The sequence below is a fragment of the Rhizomicrobium sp. genome (genome assembly GCA_037200985.1).
GTDB lineage: Bacteria > Pseudomonadota > Alphaproteobacteria > Micropepsales > Micropepsaceae > Rhizomicrobium.
Genome location: JBBCGJ010000001.1, coordinates 4,399,158 through 4,417,237 on the forward strand (window position 1 = coordinate 4,399,158; position 18,080 = coordinate 4,417,237).

The following is an 18,080-nucleotide window of genomic DNA, read 5'->3' on the forward strand; positions in this document are numbered from 1 at the left end:
GATGACGACGGGCGAACTCTCGGTGTCGGAGCGCGTGGCAATATCGCAGGACTGCGTCGCGCTTCTCTTTCGTTTCGCGAAATTGAACGACGACCGCGACGCGGACGGGCTGGCGGAGCTGTTCGTGGCCGACGGCGTGTTTCGCCGCCCCACGCTGCCCGACCAGCCTTATGAGGGTCGCGAAGCGATCCGCGCCGGCTTTCGCGCGAAGCCCGCGAACCTGCTCACCCGCCATGTCATCTGCAATCCGTTCGTCACCGTCTTGAGCGCGAACGAGGCGCGGGCCGACAGCTACATCCTGCTCTACACCGCGGCGATCGAGCCGGGCGCGAAACTTCCCGTGCCGGCGAACGCCAAGCAGCTTCTGGGCGCCTTCGAAGACGTGATCGTGCGGGACGGCGACGGGGTGTGGAAGTTCAAGGACCGCAAGGGCTCCCTGGCGATGACGATCGGCGGGTAGGGCGTTCGTCCGATCGAAGCTGCAACAAAAAGGCTGTCATGGCCCGCGACTGCGGGCCACCCAGGTGACGCCTTACGGTGCAGACGTCACCTGGGTCCGCCGCATTCGCGGCGGATGACAATTGATTTTTTTTGACTCGCGACCCTACGCCGCCTTGCGCAGCCGCTTCGACGCGATCTCGGCCCCCTCGCTCAGGGCGCCCAGCTTCTTGTACGCGATAGCGGGATCGAGCTTGCCGTAGCCGGCGAAGGTCCCGAAGCCGCAATCGGTGCCGGCGATCACGCGCTCGCGGCCCACGATGTCGACCCAGCGTTCGATGCGCTGCGCCACCAGCTCGGGATGCTCGACATAGTTGCTGCAGGTATCGATCATGCCGGGCACCAGGATCTTGTCATCCGGGATCGGCGCGTTCCGCCAGGCGGCCCATTCGTGCTCGTGCCGCACATTGGCGCCCTCGAACAGGATCGCCTGGGGCTTGGCCTTGGCGATGGCGCCGAACAGCTTGTCGACCGCGATGTCGTGGTCGTGCGGCCCCTCGTAATTGCCCCAGCAGATGTGCATGCGAACCCGCGACGCATCGATGCCGTCGAGCGCATGGTTCATCGCCTCGACATGCAGTTCGGCGCGCTTGAGGAAGTCCGCCTCGCTCAGGTCCTGGAAGGCGATATGCGCCGCCATCGCGAGATCGGGACAGTCGAGCTGCAGCAGCAGGCCCGAATCCACGATGGTGCGGTATTCCGCCTTCATCGCCTCCGCGATCGCCGCCAGATAGGCCTCGTGCGTCGGATAGAATTGGTTCGGCTGGAACGCGGTGACGAGGCCGGGCGAGGCGGAGTTCATGAACGCCTCGGCCACGCCGTTCTTCTGCGCCGCGGCCTTGAGGTTTTCGATGTCGGTGTGCAGCGGACCCAGGTCTTTCACCGCGACCGGCCCGATGCAGGACGAGCGGCGGAATTCCTGCGTGCCGGTCATCCGCGCCATCTTCTGGCGGAATTCCGGATAGTCCTTGAGGTCGAGCGCCACGCGCCGCTCATTGTCGCCGCCGAAGCCGGTCAGCCGGTCCATCATATAGGTCGAATAGCTGACCTTGCTCTGCTCGCCGTCGCTCGGCACATCGACGCCGGCCTGCTTCTGCCGCGCGACCGCGTCGAACACCGCGTCGCGCACCACGCCGTCGAACGCGGCGTCCGCCTCGCCGCGATCCTTGCGCAGGAGCGCGTCCACCAGCGTCTGCGAACGCGGCAGGCTGCCGACATGGGTGGTCAGGATTTTATCGCCGCTATGACGCATGCAGGTCTCCTCATGGCGCGGATTCACGGTCCTCGCGCGCTGTCAGCAATGGTTGAGTTCACAATTGGCGCATTCACCGGCCGGGGCAAAGTGGTAAGATTTATACCAGAATACATCTGCTTCTGGATGTGCTTGATCCTGCTGATCTAAAGCTATTCCAAGGCTATTCCAACGAGGCGTTTCGTGTCGAACAAGGTCATCATCACCTGCGCCGTCACGGGATCGTCTCCCGTACCCGATCATCCGGATTTCCCCAAGTCCAACGAGCAGGTCGCCAACGCGGCGCTCGAGGCGGGGGAGGCCGGCGCCTCGATCATCCACGTCCATGTCCGCAAGCCGGACGGCTCGCAGTCGGTGGATTTCGAGGACTATGAAGAGGTCTACAACCGCATCCGGCAGAAGAACAACGAGCTGATCATCAATCTCACGACCGGTCCCGGCTGCAACTGGATCCAGTCGGACGAGGACCCGATGATGCCCGGCCCCGGCGCCCAGGTGTTCACCGCCGAGAAGCGGCTGGAGCATATCGAGCGCCTGCGTCCGGAAATGTGCACGCTCGACATCTGCACCATGCAGATCTTCGGCACGGTGGCGATCAACACCAAGAAGATGATGACCAAGATGGGTCACATGATCCGCGACATGGGCGTCAAGCCGGAGATCGAGGTGTTCGACACCGGCGACCTGGTCTTCGCGGACGACCTCATCGCGGACGGCGTGCTCGACGGCCCCGGCGTCTTTTCCGTCGTGATGGGCACCAAATACGGCATCCCCGCCGATCCCGAAGCGATGATCTATTGCAAGAACCGCCTGCCCAAGGGCGCGATCTGGCAGGGCTTCGGCATCTCCAAGCACACCTGGGCGATGGCGGCGCAGTCGGTGATCCTGGGCGGCAATGTCCGCACCGGCTTCGAGGATTCGACCTATCTCGGACCGGGCCGGCAGGCGCGCTCCAACGGCACCATGGTGATGCAGGCCGCCGAGCTGGTGGAGCGCCTCGGCCGCGAGGTCGCGACGCCCCGCGAGGCGCGCAAGCAATTGGGACTGCCTCACTAGAAGGCGGCCCGGGCGGCGGCAGGCGCCGCGCGCCCAAGAGGGACGGAACATGGCCAAGGACAACACGATCACGCTCTTCGATCTTCAGCTCGCGAGCGGCTGCACCATCAGCCCCTTCGTCTGGGCGACGAAATACGCGCTGAAGCACAAGGGCTTCGACATCGACATCGTGCCCGGCGGCTTCACCGGCATCCAGGAGCGCACCAAGGGCTTCGCCGACCGCGTGCCGGTCATCGTCGACGACGGCCATTGGGTGAAGGACAGCTGGGACATCGCCGAATATCTCGACAAGACCTATCCCGACCGGCCGATGCTGATCGAAGGCGACAGCATGAAGGTGCTGACCAAATTCATCGACGCCTGGCTCTGGGCGACCGCCATCCGGCCGTGGTTCTCCTGCTACATCCTCGATTACCACGATCTGTCGCTGCCGCAGGACCATGCCTATGTCCGCGAAAGCCGCGAGACGATGTTCCTGCAGGGCCGCAAGCTGGAAGACGTCCAGGCGGGCCGGGAAGAGCGCCTGCCGCTGGTGCCGCCGGAGCTCGAACCCTTCCGCGTCCTCTTGAAGGACACCAAATGGCTCGGCGGCGACAAGCCGAACTACGCGGATTATCGCGCGCTCGCCGTGTTCCTGTGGACCGCGTCCGTCGCGAAAATCCCGCCGCTTTATGCCGACGATCCGCTCAAGGACTGGATCGACCGCGGCTTCGATCTCTATGGCGGCCTCGGCCGCCATCCCGGCATGCACACTCTTTTCGGCCTTCCCAAGCCAGAGGCCAAGGCCGCCTGAACGATTATCCGGAGAACAAGGACCTATGAGCGAGAAGACCCTCGAAGATCTGATTCAAGCATCGGGCAATGTCGTCGAGATGCTGCGCAATTCGCAGTCCGGCCCGAACGTCTATCCCGGCGTGAAGCCGGAATACACCAACTGGCGCGACGAGCAGAACGCCTGGCAGAAGACCGCCGTGCTGTTCAACCAGTCCTATCACATGGCCGATCTGGCGGTCGAAGGGCCGGACGCGTTCAAGCTGCTGAACTATCTGGCGCCGAACAGCTTCAAGGGCTTCGTGCCGGGCCGCGCCAAGCAGTTCGCGCCCGTCAGCCATGAAGGATACCTCATCGGCGACGTCATCATGTTCTATCTCGCCGAGAACAAGTTCAACCTCGTCGGCCGCGCGCCGGCGCTGGAATGGGTCCAGTTCCATGCCGCCAGCGGCAAGTGGGACGTCAAGGCAGAGCTCGACCAGCGCACCGCGCTGCGCGCCGACGGCAAGCGCAAGGTGTGGCGCTACCAGATCCAGGGCCCCAATGCGATGAAGGTGCTGGAGAAGGCGCTGGGCAAGACGCCGGAGGAGCTCAAGTTCTTCCACATGCGCGACATCGAGATTGCGGGCAAGCCGGTCACCGCGCTGCGCCACGGCATGTCGGGCCAGCCGGGCTGGGAATTGTTCGGACCCTGGGGCGACGCCGAAGCGGTGCACGCGGCGCTGGTCAAGGCCGGCGAGGAATTCGGCCTGCGCCTGGTCGGCGGCCGCGCCTATTCGACCAACGCGCTGGAATCGGGCTGGATTCCGTCGCCGCTGCCCGCCGTCTATTCCGGCGAGACGATGAAGCCCTACCGCCAATGGCTGACGGCCAAGAGCTATGAGGCCGCGGCCTCGCTGGGCGGCAGCCTGATCTCCAACCGGATCGAGGACTATTACCTGACGCCGTGGGACATCGGCTATGGCGGCTTCGTCAAGTTCGACCACGACTTCATCGGCCGCGAGGCGCTGGAGAAGATCGCGCCTGGGCCGCACCGCAAGAAGGTGACGCTGGCGCTGAACAATGACGACGTGACCCGCACGTTCAACACGATGTTCAACAAGGCGGTGCGCGCGAAATATTTCGACTCGCCGTCGGCGGTCTATTGCATGCATCTCTACGACCGCGTGCTGTCGGGCTCGAAGGCCGCGGGCCTGTCGACATGGATCGGCTACAGCAGCAACGAAGGCAAGATGCTGACGCTCGCGATCCTCGACGCCGAATTCGCCGAGCCTGGCAACGAGGTGACGCTGATCTGGGGCGAGCCGAACGGCGGCACGACCAAGCCGACCGTCGAGCCGCATGTGCAGACCGAAATCCGCGCCGTGGTCAGCCCGTCGCCCTATACGGAGGTGGTCCGCCAGGGCTACGCCCCCGGCGGCTGGCGCGGGACGGCGCAGGGCTGAGCGGCCTGCCGATTTAAGTACCTTGTCATGCCCGCGCAGGCGGGCATCCGGGGGACTGGGAAGGTGGCCAAGACTGGATTCCCGCTTTCGCGGGAATGACATCTTGGAAGGGATTCGGTCCGAAGCCATCTTGCCCTAACATAAGAAAAAACCGCTGGGAGGCGATGCACATGGCTGCGGATAATTTCGATTTCATCGTCGTCGGCGCGGGCAGCGCGGGCTGCGTGCTCGCCAACCGGCTGTCGGCCGATCCGAAGAACACGGTCCTGCTTCTGGAGGCGGGCGGCGACGACCGGCCGCTGCACAATCTCAAGCAGTTCTGGTCGAACGTGATGATCCACACGCCCATCGGCTTCGGCAAGACGCTGAACGATCCGAAGGTGAACTGGCTCTACGAGACCGAGATCGACGAGGGCTCGGGCGGGCGCCGGCACAAATGGCCCAAGGGCAAGGTGCTGGGCGGCTCGTCCTCGATCAACGGCCTGCTCTATATCCGCGGCCAGTCGGCGGATTACGACGGCTGGCGCCAGATGGGCTGCGAAGGCTGGTCCTACCAGGACGTGCTGCCCTATTTCCGCCGCGCCGAGCACCAGGAACGCGGCGACGACGATTTCCACGGCACGGGAGGGCCGCTCAACGTCTCCGACATCACCGAGAAGAACGAGATTTCCCGGGCGCTGCTCGACGCGGCCATCGAGGCCGGCATCCCGCGCAACGACGACATCAATGGCGGCGACCAGGAAGGCGCCACCTGGTTCCAGCTCACGGTGAAGAACGGCCGGCGCCATTCCACCGCGGTCGGCTATCTGCATCCCGTGATGGTCCGCAAGAACCTGCGCGTCGAGACCGAGGCGCAGACCACGCGGGTCCTGTTCGAAGGCAAGCGCGCCGTCGGCGTCGAATACGTCCAGCACGGCGAGAAGAAGATCGCCAAATGCCGGCGCGAGGTGATCCTCGCCGCCGGTGCCGTCGCCTCGCCGCAGCTCCTCGAAGTCTCCGGCATCGGCCGCGGCGAGGTGCTGCAGAAGGCGGGCGTGCCGGTGCTGCACGAGCTTCCCGGGGTCGGCGAGAACCTCCAGGATCATTACATGATCGGCTGCCAGTGGCGGCTGAAGCCCGAATGCGCCACGGTCAACGAGCTGTCGCGCGGTCTGCCGCTCTTGAAGGAGATCCTGAAATACGGTTTCCAGCGCAAGGGCCTGCTGACCTTCGCCGTCGCCCATGTCGTGGCGTTCCTGAAATCGCGCGCCGAGCTGGCGCACCCCGACCTGCAATTCCACATGATGGCGGCGTCGATGGATCTGGAGATCCTCGGCAAGACCCAGGCGCTGGTCCTGGAGAAGGAGCCCGGTCTCACCTGCACGCCGTGCCAGGTGCGCCCGGAATCGCGCGGCAGCGTGCACATCAAGTCGGCGGACGCGACGGTCTATCCCGCCATCGTGCCGAACTATCTCGCCGATCCGGCCGACAAGCAGGCGGCGATAGCCGGCCTCGATTGGGCGCGCAAGATCATGGGCCAGCCGGCCATAGCCAAATATCTCGCCGCGCCGGGCGATCCCTTCGGCGACACCGACGAGAGCAAGATCGCCTATGCCAAGCTCGCCGGCGCCACGCTCTATCACGCCGTCGGCACGGCGAAGATGGGGCATGATTCGATGGCGGTGGTCGATCCGCAATTGCGCGTCCACGGGATCGAGGGCCTGCGCGTGGTCGACGCCTCGATCATGCCGCGCATCGCGTCGGGCAACACCAACGCGCCGACCATCATGATCGCGGAGAAGGCGGCGGACATGATCCTGGGCAAGAGCGTGGCCGCGGCGGCGGCTTAAGCGGCCTGCAACATCCAAGGTGTCATGGCCCGCATTCGCGGACCATGACAGTGTTTTGTCCTATGCCCTCTTCACCGGCGCCGCCGCTTGGCCGATGTTCGCGGCGTAGCGGTATTTCGGCATTACCAGCCAGATCAGCGCCACCACAAGATTCAGCACCGTCGTGATCAGGAACACGGTGTTGTAGGAATGCGTGGTGTCGAAGATCCAGCCGAACAGGGGCGCGCTGAACCCGGCGAAGAGGTTGGTCACCATGAACTGCACCGCCACGATCTCGGTGAGCGAGCCCAGCCCGAAGAACCGCGTCGCGAAGTAGTTGCCCATCGGGAACAGCGCGTTGAACGACAGCGAGCCCAGGATCAGGATCGCCGCCAGGAGCGGCACGCCGCCCACGCTCGGCGACACGATTATCGTGAGGAAGGCGCCCAGCGACGCGACCAGGCAGATCGGCACGGCGATCTTGGGCGTCTGGAAGCGGTCCACCGCCCAGCCACCGACGAGGGCGCCGGCGAAGGCGATCACCGTCGAGCTCGACTGCAGCTCCACCACCGTGGTCTGCGAGAAGCCCTTGCCGACCAGCGCCGGCACGATATGCGGGAACATGCCGTTGAAGATGAAGAGGCCGATGAACGCGGCCAGCGTCGACAGCCAGAACACCGGATCGCGCAGCGCCTGCTTGATGGTCATGCCCGGCAGGTCGGGCTTCGGCATCGGCGGCGCGTCCGACGCGGCCGTCTTGGACTTGCGCCAGGAGAATTTGCCGGCCGTGCCGTGCTCGCCCGGCTCCTCGATGGTGAAGAACAGCACCGGCACGCAGAGAAGGATCGCCGCGCCGAACACGATGTACATGGTCTGCCAGCCCTCGTTCAGCAGGAGCCAGTTCACCACGAGCGGGATGCCGGCGCGCGCCAGCGTGGTCTCCGCGGTCAATATCGCCATCGCCTTGCCGCGATGCTGCGTGAACAGCGCCGCGACGACTTTCGTGTAGGTCACGCCCGTCGAGCCGAAGACGCCGAGCAGCGCGTAATAGGCATAGAACTGCCACAGGCTCGCGGTCTGGAACGCCATGCCGAGCGTCACCAGGCCCACCATCAGCGTGCCGCCGAGCAGCACCGGCCTTATGCCGAACTTGTCCGCCAGCCGCCCGATCGGCCACAGGCTTACCGCACCGGCCATGAACAGGAACGTCACCGCCACGGAGAACTGCGCCGCGGTCCAGCCGAACTGGCGCGTCAGCGGCATCAGCATCAGCATCAGCGCGCTATAGGGCAGGATGGAGGTGCCGAAGCTCTGCCCGACGATGATGCCGGCGACGATCTTCAGCTTGCGCGGCGAGAAATCGCCTTCCATCTCCGGCGGCGCGGTGTCGATCTCCTGCGGTCCCTCGATGAGCTCCGCATTGGCGACGTTGACCATGGCTCTGCTCCTCCTCGCGCGCTTCGGACTCTCGGGCGATCCGATGGCGTCGCGCAGTGTTACCCCTATCCGTCCCGTCCGACGAGAGGGATTCTTCAATGAAACGAGGGGTTTCTCCGACTCTCGCCTCCTTGTTCCCCGACAGTGGAGTAGTCGTGCCGCGCGCAATTCCAAGATGGATAAAAATTAGAACCAAACAGGGCAGGGACGCGACGATGACACTCGAGCCGATCGCCGAAGCCTCGCTTCAACTGGTGCCGGAGGCCCCCGCGTCGAGCCTGCCCTGGCCGAGCCCGCGCATCGCGTGGTACGCGGTGTTCGTCTTCTCGCTCACGCTGATGATCAACTTCCTCGACCGGGGAATCATCACGCTCCTGGTGCCGAGCATAAAGGCCGACCTGCAGCTCACCGATTTCCAGATGAGCCTGCTCATGGGCTTCGCGTTCATCCTGTTCTACGTGTTCCTCGGGCTGCCGGTGGCGCGCTATGCCGATGTCGGCATCCGCCGCACGATCATCGGCGTCGGCATCGGGCTGTGGAGCCTGGCCACGGCGCTGTGCGGCCTCACGCATACCTTCTGGCAGTTCTTCGCGGCGCGCGTCGGCACCGGCGTCGGCGAATCGTGCAGCGGGCCGGCGACCTATTCGATGCTGTCGGACCTGTTTCCCCCCGCCAAGCTGCCGCGCGCCATCGCCGTGATGAGCTTCGGCTTCATGGCCGGCACGGGCCTGTCGCTCATCATCGGCGGCGCGATCGTGCATTTCCTCCAGAGCATGCCGCCGGTCACGCTGCCCGTCGTCGGAACGCTGAAGAGCTGGCAGATGGCGTTCCTGCTGGTGGGGATACCCGGCCTGGTCGTCTCGGCGCTTCTGTGGACCATTCCCGAGCCGGTGCGCCGCGGCCGCGCGATCAGCGTCGGCAAGCAGGGCCGCCCCGCCTCCGTGCCGCTGTCGACGGTGGCGAAGTTTCTCTACGACAATCGCTCCGTCTACGGAACGATGCTGCTGGGCCTCGCCTTCTCGACCACGCTTTCGATCGGCACGCTCTCCTGGGGGCCGGCCTTCTACGGCCGCACCTATGGCTGGTCGATGGGGCAGGTCGGTCTCGTCACCGGCTTCGTGATCCTCCTGGTGTGGCCGCCGGGCGCGATGTTCGGAAGCTGGCTGGCCGAGCGCTGGGCGCGGCAGGGCCGGCACGACGCCAATCTGCGCGTCGCGCTCCTGACCATCTGCCTGCTCATTCCCGGACAGATCGCCTTTCCGCTCATGCCGCGGCCGGAATACGCCATCGCGATCAGCGCCGTGAACGGCTTCATCGCGGCCTGGCTGCTCGGGCCGCAAAACGCCGCCATCCAGATCGTGACGCCCAACGAGATGCGCAGCCAGTTCAGCGCGCTCGGCATCTTCATCATCAACGTGCTGGGCTATGGGCTCGGCCCGACCCTGATCGCCGTCCTGACCGAGCATGTCTTCGGCCGCGAAGCCGACCTGCGCTATGCCATGTCGCTGGCGGCCGTGGTCCTGGGTCCGGCGGCCGCCTTCACGATCTGGCGCGGCCTGAGGCCCTACGGCGCGATGGTGGAGCGCGTGAGCAAGCAGTGGAGCTGACGATGGGACGGCGTTCCCTTTCCGCGGCCCGATCCGATAGTCTCCCGGAACCGCAACCCCTGAAGGAAGATCGCACATGAAAGTCGCGCTCATCGGCGCCACCGGCAATATCGGCAGCAAGATCGCCGCCGAACTGCTCTCGCGTGGCCATTCCGTCACCGCCATCGCGCGCAACACCGACAAGGCGCCGGCCGGCACGCAGGCGGTCAGCGCAGACGCCTCCGATCCGGCCGCCCTGGCCGCCGTGCTCAAGGGTCACGATGCCGTGGTCAGTTCCGCGCCCTTCGCGCCCGGCCTGTCGCCGGCGATCATCGAGGGCGTCAAGCGCTCCGGCGTGAAGCGCTACATCATGGTGGGCGGCGCCGGCTCGCTCGAAGTCGCGCCCGGCAAGATGCTGAAGGACACGCTGACGCTGCCTGACGCGGTGCGCGCGATCCTCGACGAGGCGGCCCTGAACCTGAAGCGGCTGCGCGGCGAAACCGGCCTCGACTGGACGTTCTTCTCCCCGGCGGCCGAGATCGGCCCGGGCGAGCGGACGGGCAAGTTCCGCCTCGGCGGCGACCAGCTCATCTCCGACGCGGCGGGCAAGAGCCGGATTTCCTACGACGACTACGCCATCGCCCTGGTCGACGAGCTGGAAAACCCGCGCCACATCCAGAAGCGGTTCACGATCGGCTACTAAATCGTCATTGCCCGGCTCGTCCGGGCAACCCATTTTGGCCGCAAGGGATAAAGATGGGTCGCCCGCATAAAGCGGGCGATGACGATTTTTTTGTTCGGTCCGATTCCGACGGTCCGGTCCCGGCTGCCGACGCCTGCGTGGCTTTGCCCCTGCGGACCAACGCCCGCTGCGCTGCGGCGGGGTTTTGCGAATTCCGCGCTTTTCTGCTATCGCCTCGCCGTTCAACCCCCTCTTATTGCTCGACATTTTTCCGGGGTCTTGGCGGGAGGATCGCCCGCCTTCAAGATCGCCGGCTTCTGACGGATTGCGACGATGACGGCACTCACATTCCCCGAGATCACGCCCACCGGCCCGGCCCTGGGCGCGGGCCCGATCCGCTACGGCTCGGACGAGCACAAGAGGCTGTTCTGCAAGACGCTGCTCGACACCTTCAATCCCTACCGCCCCGCCGTGATCGACTGGCCGAAGCTCGACGACGCCACCAAGGGCCGCATCACCGCCCTGCCGATCTGGGACATCGCGGTGCAGACCGAGAACCGCGCCGGCCTCAATGTCTGCACCTATGCGGAAGGCATCGCCGATCCCCTGCTGCGCAAGGCCGTGGAGCTGAACGGCTTCGAGGAGCGCCGCCACCGCTACGTCCTGTCGAACCTGGTCGAGGCCTATGGCATCAAGCTGGCGCCGGAGCCGGCCTATCCGCGCCCCAAGGACCCGGAATGGGCCTTCCTCGTCACCGGCTACAGCGAGTGCATCGACAGCTTCTTCGCCTTCGGGCTGTTCGAGACCGCCAAATCCTCCGGCTTCTTCCCCGCCGAGCTGGTCGACACCTTCGAGCCGGTGGTCCAGGAGGAAGGCCGCCACATCCTCTTCTTCGTGAACTGGGTCGCCTGGCACCGCCGCAACATGCCGCTGTGGCGCCGCCCCTGGTTCGAGCTCAAGGTCCTCGCGGTTTGGATCTTCCTCGTCTATGAGCGCATCGGCATCGCGTCGGACGTCTCCAACGGCCAGCAGGACAACAACTTCACGGTCAACGGCGCCAGCCAGCTCGGCGGCGACGACATCGACGTGTTCAAGCTGATGGACACCTGCCTCGTCGAGAACGACCGCCGGCTCGGCGGCTACGATCCGCGCCTCAAGCGCCCGCGCTTCGTGCCCTTCATGATCCGCGCCTTCCGCCGTTTCATCGGGCCCAACCGGGCCGCGGCTTGATTCATGCCCGATAATTGTCATGCCCGCGAAGGCGGGCATCCAGAGCCGCCAAGACCGGATTCCCGCTTACGCGGGAATGACAAGCGGTGCAGGGTTGAGGTCTGCGCGGATCGCGGTCCGGCGCCATGAAGATCGGTGTCATCGTCGCCGCGCTGGTCGGGCTCGCGCTGTTCGCCTGGCTCCTGTTCCACATCGGCGTGGTGGAGGTGTTCGACACCGTTATTGCCATCGGCCTCGGCGGCTTCGTGCTCTATTGCGCCGCCGGAACGGCGGTGGTGGCGCTCCTCGGCACCGCCTGGGCCGCGCTGATCCCGCAGGCCCGTCCGCGCGACGCGCTCACCTTCTTCCTCGGCCGCCAGACGCGCGACAGCGCCGGCGACATCCTGCCCTTCAGCCAGCTCGGCGGCATCGTGATCGGCGCCCGCGCGGTGATCCTGCGCGGCGTCTCGCCGCCGCTCGCCTTCGCCTCCGCCATCACCGACGTGACGACCGAGCTGATGGCGCAGATCGTGTTCGTCCTGATCGGTATCGCGCTCTGCATCGCACAATTGCGCGCCTCGGAAGCGACCGCGCCTTACGTCGACGGCCTCATCCTCGGCACGCTGCTGCTGGTGCCCGGCATCGCCGCCTTCGTCTTCCTGCAACAGCGCGGCAGCGCCTTCGCCGAGACGCTGGCCGGCCGCTTCCTGCCGGCCGCGCTCAAGCACACCACCGCCTTCTCCGACCAGATGCGCGCGATGTACGAATCCAAGACGCGGCTCGCCGCCTCCTCCACCATCCATCTGCTCTCCTGGGTCGCGAGCGCCGGCCTGATCTGGCTGAGCGTGCGGCTGATCGGCGCCCGCATCGATTTCTTCTCGTGCATCGCCATCGAGGCGCTGCTGGCGGCGCTGCGCAGCGCCACCGTCTTCATCCCCGCCGCCATCGGCGTGCAGGAGGCGGGCTATGCCGCGCTGATGCCGCTGTTCGGCCTCGGCCCAGAGATCGGCCTCGCCGTCTCGCTCCTGAAACGCGCCCGCGACATCGTGATCGGCGTGCCGGTGCTGCTCGCCTGGCAGGCCTTCGAAGGCCGCCGCGCGCTGGTGAGCGAGAGCTGATGGGCGACAAGGTTCTCGTCACCGGCGCTTCCGGTTTCGTCGGCTCGGCCATCGCCCGCGCGCTGGGGCGCCGCGGCGACGAGGTGCGCGTGCTGATGCGTTCGACCTCGGTCCGCACCAACATCGAAGGCGAGGAATTCGAAGTCGCCGAGGGCGACATGCTCGACCGCCATTCGATGATCGAGGCGATGGACGGCGTGCGTTACGTCTTCCACGTCGCGGCCGATTACCGCCTGTGGGCGCCCGATCCGGACGAGATCGTGCGCAACAACCTGGAAGGCACCCGCGTGGTGATGGACGCGGCCCGCGCCACCGGCGTGGAGCGCATCGTCTACACCTCGTCGGTCGCGGCGCTGAAGCCGGTCGCCGGCATGGCGGTGGACGAGACCTCGCGCCACAGCGAGCAGACCGTCATCGGCGCCTACAAGAAATCCAAGCTCGTCGCCGAGCGGCTGGTGGAGCGCATGGCGGGCGATGGCCTTCCCGCCGTGATCGTCAGCCCCTCGACGCCCATCGGCCCGCGCGACGTCAAGCCGACGCCGACGGGGCGCATCATCGTGCAGGCGGCAAGCGGCGGCATGCCGGCTTTCGTCGACACCGGCCTCAACCTCGTGCATGTCGACGACGTGGCTGAGGGCCATCTGCTCGCGCTGGAAAAAGGCCGCATCGGCGAGAACTACATCCTGGGCGGGGAGGATGTGCGCCTGAAGGACATGCTGGTGGTGATCTGCGAGGCCGTCGGCCGCAAGCCGCCGCGCGTAAGACTGCCCCGCGCACCGCTTTATCCGCTCGCCTGGTGTTCGGAAGCCGTCGCGCGCTACACCGGCAAGGAGCCGATGCTCACCGTCGATGCGCTGAACATGTCGAAGTATCATATGTTCTTCTCCTCGAAGAAGGCGCGCGACGAATTCGGTTTCACCGCGCGGCCCTATCGCGAGGCCATCGCGGATGCCGTCGCCTGGTTTCGGCAAGCCGGCTACATCAAATGATCGCGTTGCTCGCTCTCATACCGGTGGCGATCTGGCTCTACCTGCTCGCGGGGCGCGGCATGTTCTGGGTGATGGCGGCGCGCGACGACATTGACGAAGATAAGGAAGGGGGCGATCCGCCGCCCGCGTCCTGGCCCTCGGTCGTCGCGGTCGTCCCGGCGCGCAACGAGGCCGATGTGATCGCGCGCAGCATCGGCAGCCTGCTGGCGCAGGACTATCCCGGTTCGTTCCGTATCGTACTGATCGACGACCAGAGCGGCGACGGCACCGCCGATGTCGCACGCAGGCTCGATACAACCGGCCGGCTCGAAATTCTCACGGGTTCGCCGCGCCCGGCCGGCTGGGCCGGCAAGGTCTGGGCGATGAAACAGGGCGTCGAGCGCGCCGGCGCGCCGGATTACATCTGGTTCACCGATGCCGATATCGATCATCGTCCGGAAAACCTGCGCAAGCTCGTGGCGCGCGCCGAGGCCGGCAGGCTCGTCCTCACCTCGCTGATGGTGAAGCTGCACTGCAAGAGCTGGGCGGAGGCTTACCTGATCCCCGCCTTCGTGTTCTTCTTCGACATGCTCTATCCGTTCGCTTACGTGAACGATCCCAAACGCAAGACCGCCGCCGCTGCCGGCGGCTGCATGCTCGCGCGCCGCGACGCGCTGGAGCGCGCCGGCGGCATCGCCGCCATCCGGGGAGAAATCATCGACGATTGCGCGCTCGGCCGCGCGATGAAGGCGCAAGGTCCCATCTGGCTCGGCCTCACCGAGCGCGCCGCCTCGATCCGCCCCTATGCCGGCCTGCCCGAGATCCGCCGCATGGTGGCGCGCTCGGCCTATGCCCAGCTCGGCTATTCGCCGCTCGCGCTCGCGGGCACCTTCATCGGCATGATTGCCGTCTACGCCGCCGCCCCGCTGCTGGCCGTCTTCGCGGACCGATCCGCGCAAGCCTCCGGCATCCTTGCCTGGGCCGCGATGACGCTCGCCTTCCAGCCGATCGCGAAATTCTACCGCGTCTCGCCGCTCTGGGGCCTCGCCCTGCCGCTGATCGGCTTCGTCTACGCGCTCTTCACGCTCGATTCGGCGGTCCAGCACTGGCGGGGGCGCGGCGGCATGTGGAAGGGCAGGGCGCAAGCCCTGGGGCAGTCATGACGGCAGCCGACCTCGCCTCCGGCAAGGGCCACACGGACGAGAATTTTCCCGTCGCCTCGGTCCTGATCGCCAAGCGTCACCGCCCCGCGATCCTCGCCTTCTACCGCTTCGCCCGCGCCGCGGACGACGTGGCCGATCACGCGACCACCAAGCCGGCCGACAAGCTCGCCCTGCTCGAAACCATGCGGGCCAGCCTGACCGGCGAAAGCGACGCCTCGCCGGAAGGAACCGAACTTCGCCGGGTGCTCGCGGAGCGCCGGCTTACCGACCGGCACGCCCTCGATCTGCTCGAAGCCTTCCGCCGCGACGTCAGCAAATCGCGCACCGCGAACTGGGACGATCTCTTGGATTATTGCCGCTACTCGGCGATGCCGGTCGGGCGCTTCGTGCTCGACGTGCATGGCGAGAGCCGCGCCACCTGGCCGGCCAATGACGCGCTCTGCGCCGCGCTGCAGGTGATCAACCATCTCCAGGATTGCGGCAAGGACTATCGCGAGATCGGCCGCGTCTACTTGCCCCTCGACCTGCTCGAACAGCAGAGCCTGTCGGTCTCCGTCCTGGCCGAGCCCAAGGCGCCGCCGCAATTGCGCATCGTCCTCGCCGAGCTGGCGCGCCGCACCCAGCGCCTGCTGGCCGCTTCGCGCCCCTTCGCCGGCCAGATCGCCGACCGCCGCCTCGCTCTCGAAGTCAGCGTCATCCAGACCCTGGCCGAAGACCTCGCCGCCCGGCTTCTCGTCCGCGATCCCTTGAGCGAGCGCGTCCACCACCGCCGGGGCGAAATGCCCGGCCTCCTGCTCCGCGCGGTTGCACGGTTTGCCTCGGGCCGGCTTCGTCCTAAAAGGGGCGGCGTCGAAGCCAAGTCCGTTCCATGAGCACCGCCGAACCCATCATCGCCGCCGCGCAGCAGAAGGCGTCGAACAGCTCGTTCTATTCCGCCATGCGGCTGATGCCCAAGGCGGAGCGCGAGGCGATGTTCGCGATCTACGGCTTCTGCCGCATGGTCGACGACATCGCCGACGACGGCATCGGCACCCGCGCCGAACGCGCGGTGCGGCTCACCCAATGGCGGGTCGATCTCGACGATCTCTACGCCGGCCATGCGCCCGAGCGCGCCCAGTTTCTCGCCGAGCCCGTCGCCCGCTACGGCCTGCGCAAGGCCGATTTCCTCACCGTGATCGACGGCATGGACATGGACGTGGCGCAGGACATCGTCGCGCCCGACCTCAAGACGCTCGACCTCTATTGCGAGCGCGTCGCCAGCGCGGTGGGCCGGCTGTCGATCAAGGTGTTCGGCATGGAGGAGGGGCCGGGCGACGAACTCGCCCACCATCTCGGCCGCGCGCTGCAGCTCACCAATATCCTGCGCGACATCGACGAGGACGCCGGCATCAACCGGCTCTACCTGCCGCGCGAATATCTGACGGAGGCCGGCATCGCCGCGACCGATCCGAAAGCCATCGTCGCCGATCCGCGCATCGACAAGGTCTGCAAGCAGGTCGCCCGCGACGCGCACAAATTCTACGACGGCGCCGCCGCCGTCCTGGCGAAAAGGCCGAAGGGCCGTCTCGGCACGCCGCGCCTGATGGGTGCGGTCTATGAGGAAATCCTGCGCCAGACCGAAGCGGTCGGCTGGGCGCCGCCGCGCACCCGCGTGTCGCTGTCCAAAGCCAGGCTGCTCGCCATCGTGCTGCGCCACGGGCTGTTCGGATGAGCACCGCTTATATCGTCGGCGGCGGCCTCGCCGGCCTCGCCGCCGCCGTTGCGCTGGCGGAGAAGGGCCGCAAGGTGGTGCTGTTCGAAGGCGCGCCGCAGGCGGGCGGGCGCTGCCGCTCCTATTTCGACGCGACGCTGGGCTGCGTCATCGACAACGGCAACCATCTCGTCCTCTCGGGCAACACCTCGGTTCAGTCTTATCTCAAGGTCATCGGCGCGCAGGACGGGCTCGCCGGTCCCGACCGCGCGGTGTTCGATTTCGCCGATGTCCGCACCGACCGGCGTTGGACGCTGCGGCCGAACGACAGCGCGCTCGCCTGGTGGATTTTCTCCGAAGACCGCCGCGTGCCCGGCACGCAGCCGCAGGATTATCTCGCGCTCGTGCGGCTGCTCGCCGCCGGCGCGACCGACCGCATCGAAGACGTCATCGATTGCAGCGGACCCCTGTGGGAGCGCCTGCTGCATCCCTTCCTGCTGGCCGTGCTGAACAGCGAGCCGCGCACCGCCTCCGCCAAGCTGGCCGGCGCGGTGATTTCCGAATCGCTCGCGCGCGGCGGCCTCGCCTATCGCCCGCGCATCGCGCACCCGACGCTGGCGTCGGCGTTCGTCGACCCGGCGCTGAAATACCTGGCCGCCCACGGTGCCGATGTCCGCATCGGCCAGCGCGTCCGCGCCGTAGCGATGGACGATTGGCGCGTCACCGGCCTCGATCTCGCCGGCACGCCCGTGGCGGTCGGCAAGGACGACCGCGTCATCCTCGCCGTGCCGCCCTGGGTCGCGACCGAGCTGCTGCCCGGACTGACCGCGCCGACCGAATTCCGATCCATCGTCAACGCGCACTTCAAGGTGGTGCCGCCGGCCGGCGCGCCGCGCATCACCGGCGTGATCGGCGGCGCGGCGGAATGGGTCTTCGCCTTCGAGGACCGGGTCTCGATCACCGTCTCCGGCGCCGACGCTATCGTCGACGACGACCGCGAGGCGCTGGCGCGCCGATTCTGGGCCGATGTGGCGAAAGTGCTGCACCTATCGGGCGACCTGCCGCCCTGGCAGGTTGTGAAGGAGCGCCGTGCCACCTTCGCCGCGACGCCGGAGCAGGCCGCCCGCCGCCCCGGCACGCAGACGCGCTGGCCGAACCTGCTGCTGGCCGGCGACTGGACCGCCACGGGCCTGCCCGCCACCATCGAAGGCGCCATCCGCTCGGGACAGAAGGCGGCGGGTTTGGCCCTAAGGCTACCCTCCCCTTGAGGGAGGGTCGAAATTCGCGAAGCGAATTTCGGGGAGGGGTCGTCCACTGCCGCCGGACCCCTCTCCGAAAAATCTCCGCTGCGCTCCGATTTTTCGACCCTCCCTCAAGGGGAGGGTGGGCTATAAGTT

Annotated in this window: 16 protein-coding genes; 14 read left to right on the forward strand and 2 right to left on the reverse strand. The window is 66.7% G+C overall.

Annotation, left to right across the window (positions count from 1 at the left end):
• The first annotated feature begins 1 nt into the window (after window position 1).
• A complete protein-coding gene (locus WDN01_21595; GenBank protein MEJ0028627.1) occupies window positions 2–460 on the forward strand; it encodes a nuclear transport factor 2 family protein in 459 nt (152 codons plus the stop codon).
• Window positions 461–604: 144 nt separating this feature from the next.
• Here the strand turns inward: WDN01_21595 and WDN01_21600 are convergent, their stop codons facing one another.
• Entirely contained in the window at window positions 605–1,750 is a 1,146-nt protein-coding gene (locus WDN01_21600; GenBank protein MEJ0028628.1) for a cobalamin-independent methionine synthase II family protein, read from the reverse strand.
• Between the two features lie 183 nt (window positions 1,751–1,933).
• Here WDN01_21600 and WDN01_21605 point away from each other — a divergent pair, with 183 nt between their 5' ends.
• From WDN01_21605 to WDN01_21620, 4 genes are all read left to right on the forward strand, one after another.
• Window positions 1,934–2,806 carry a 3-keto-5-aminohexanoate cleavage protein gene (locus tag WDN01_21605; GenBank protein MEJ0028629.1) on the forward strand — a complete coding sequence of 291 codons (873 nt, stop codon included), beginning with the start codon at window positions 1,934–1,936 and terminating at the stop codon, window positions 2,804–2,806.
• A gap of 49 nt (window positions 2,807–2,855) precedes the next feature.
• The gene (locus WDN01_21610; protein MEJ0028630.1) at window positions 2,856–3,599 is read left to right on the forward strand and encodes a beta-etherase; all 744 of its coding nucleotides are present in this window, start codon (window positions 2,856–2,858) and stop codon (window positions 3,597–3,599) included.
• A 25-nt stretch (window positions 3,600–3,624) separates the two neighbouring features.
• Window positions 3,625–5,022, forward strand: coding sequence for a hypothetical protein (locus WDN01_21615; GenBank protein MEJ0028631.1), 1,398 nt, complete (start codon window positions 3,625–3,627; stop codon window positions 5,020–5,022).
• Between the two features lie 170 nt (window positions 5,023–5,192).
• Complete coding sequence (locus WDN01_21620) at window positions 5,193–6,851, forward strand: GMC family oxidoreductase N-terminal domain-containing protein (GenBank protein MEJ0028632.1); 1,659 nt, start codon at window positions 5,193–5,195, stop codon at window positions 6,849–6,851.
• 60 nt (window positions 6,852–6,911) lie between these two features.
• Here the strand turns inward: WDN01_21620 and WDN01_21625 are convergent, their stop codons facing one another.
• The gene (locus WDN01_21625; GenBank protein ID MEJ0028633.1) at window positions 6,912–8,267 is read right to left on the reverse strand and encodes an MFS transporter; all 1,356 of its coding nucleotides are present in this window, start codon (window positions 8,265–8,267) and stop codon (window positions 6,912–6,914) included.
• A 215-nt stretch (window positions 8,268–8,482) separates the two neighbouring features.
• Here WDN01_21625 and WDN01_21630 point away from each other — a divergent pair, with 215 nt between their 5' ends.
• The 9 genes from WDN01_21630 (at window position 8,483) to hpnE (ending at window position 17,951) form a co-directional block, all read left to right on the forward strand.
• A complete protein-coding gene (locus WDN01_21630; protein ID MEJ0028634.1) occupies window positions 8,483–9,874 on the forward strand; it encodes an MFS transporter in 1,392 nt (463 codons plus the stop codon).
• 76 nt (window positions 9,875–9,950) lie between these two features.
• Window positions 9,951–10,556: an NAD(P)-dependent oxidoreductase gene (locus WDN01_21635; protein ID MEJ0028635.1), complete on the forward strand. Its 606-nt coding sequence runs from the start codon at window positions 9,951–9,953 to the stop codon at window positions 10,554–10,556.
• 312 nt (window positions 10,557–10,868) lie between these two features.
• Window positions 10,869–11,765, forward strand: coding sequence for a hypothetical protein (locus tag WDN01_21640; protein MEJ0028636.1), 897 nt, complete (start codon window positions 10,869–10,871; stop codon window positions 11,763–11,765).
• Between the two features lie 125 nt (window positions 11,766–11,890).
• Window positions 11,891–12,862: a lysylphosphatidylglycerol synthase domain-containing protein gene (locus WDN01_21645; GenBank protein ID MEJ0028637.1), complete on the forward strand. Its 972-nt coding sequence runs from the start codon at window positions 11,891–11,893 to the stop codon at window positions 12,860–12,862.
• A complete protein-coding gene (hpnA, locus tag WDN01_21650; GenBank protein ID MEJ0028638.1) occupies window positions 12,862–13,851 on the forward strand; it encodes a hopanoid-associated sugar epimerase in 990 nt (329 codons plus the stop codon). Before WDN01_21645 ends, hpnA begins: the two co-directional genes overlap by 1 nt.
• Window positions 13,848–14,993, forward strand: coding sequence for a glycosyltransferase (locus WDN01_21655; protein MEJ0028639.1), 1,146 nt, complete (start codon window positions 13,848–13,850; stop codon window positions 14,991–14,993). Before hpnA ends, WDN01_21655 begins: the two co-directional genes overlap by 4 nt.
• The gene (gene hpnC / locus WDN01_21660) at window positions 14,990–15,865 is read left to right on the forward strand and encodes a squalene synthase HpnC (GenBank protein MEJ0028640.1); all 876 of its coding nucleotides are present in this window, start codon (window positions 14,990–14,992) and stop codon (window positions 15,863–15,865) included. The genes WDN01_21655 and hpnC overlap by 4 nt, the downstream gene beginning before the upstream one ends.
• Entirely contained in the window at window positions 15,862–16,704 is an 843-nt protein-coding gene (gene hpnD / locus WDN01_21665; GenBank protein MEJ0028641.1) for a presqualene diphosphate synthase HpnD, read from the forward strand. Before hpnC ends, hpnD begins: the two co-directional genes overlap by 4 nt.
• Complete coding sequence (hpnE, locus tag WDN01_21670) at window positions 16,701–17,951, forward strand: hydroxysqualene dehydroxylase HpnE (protein MEJ0028642.1); 1,251 nt, start codon at window positions 16,701–16,703, stop codon at window positions 17,949–17,951. Before hpnD ends, hpnE begins: the two co-directional genes overlap by 4 nt.
• The last annotated feature ends 129 nt before the right edge of the window (window positions 17,952–18,080 follow it).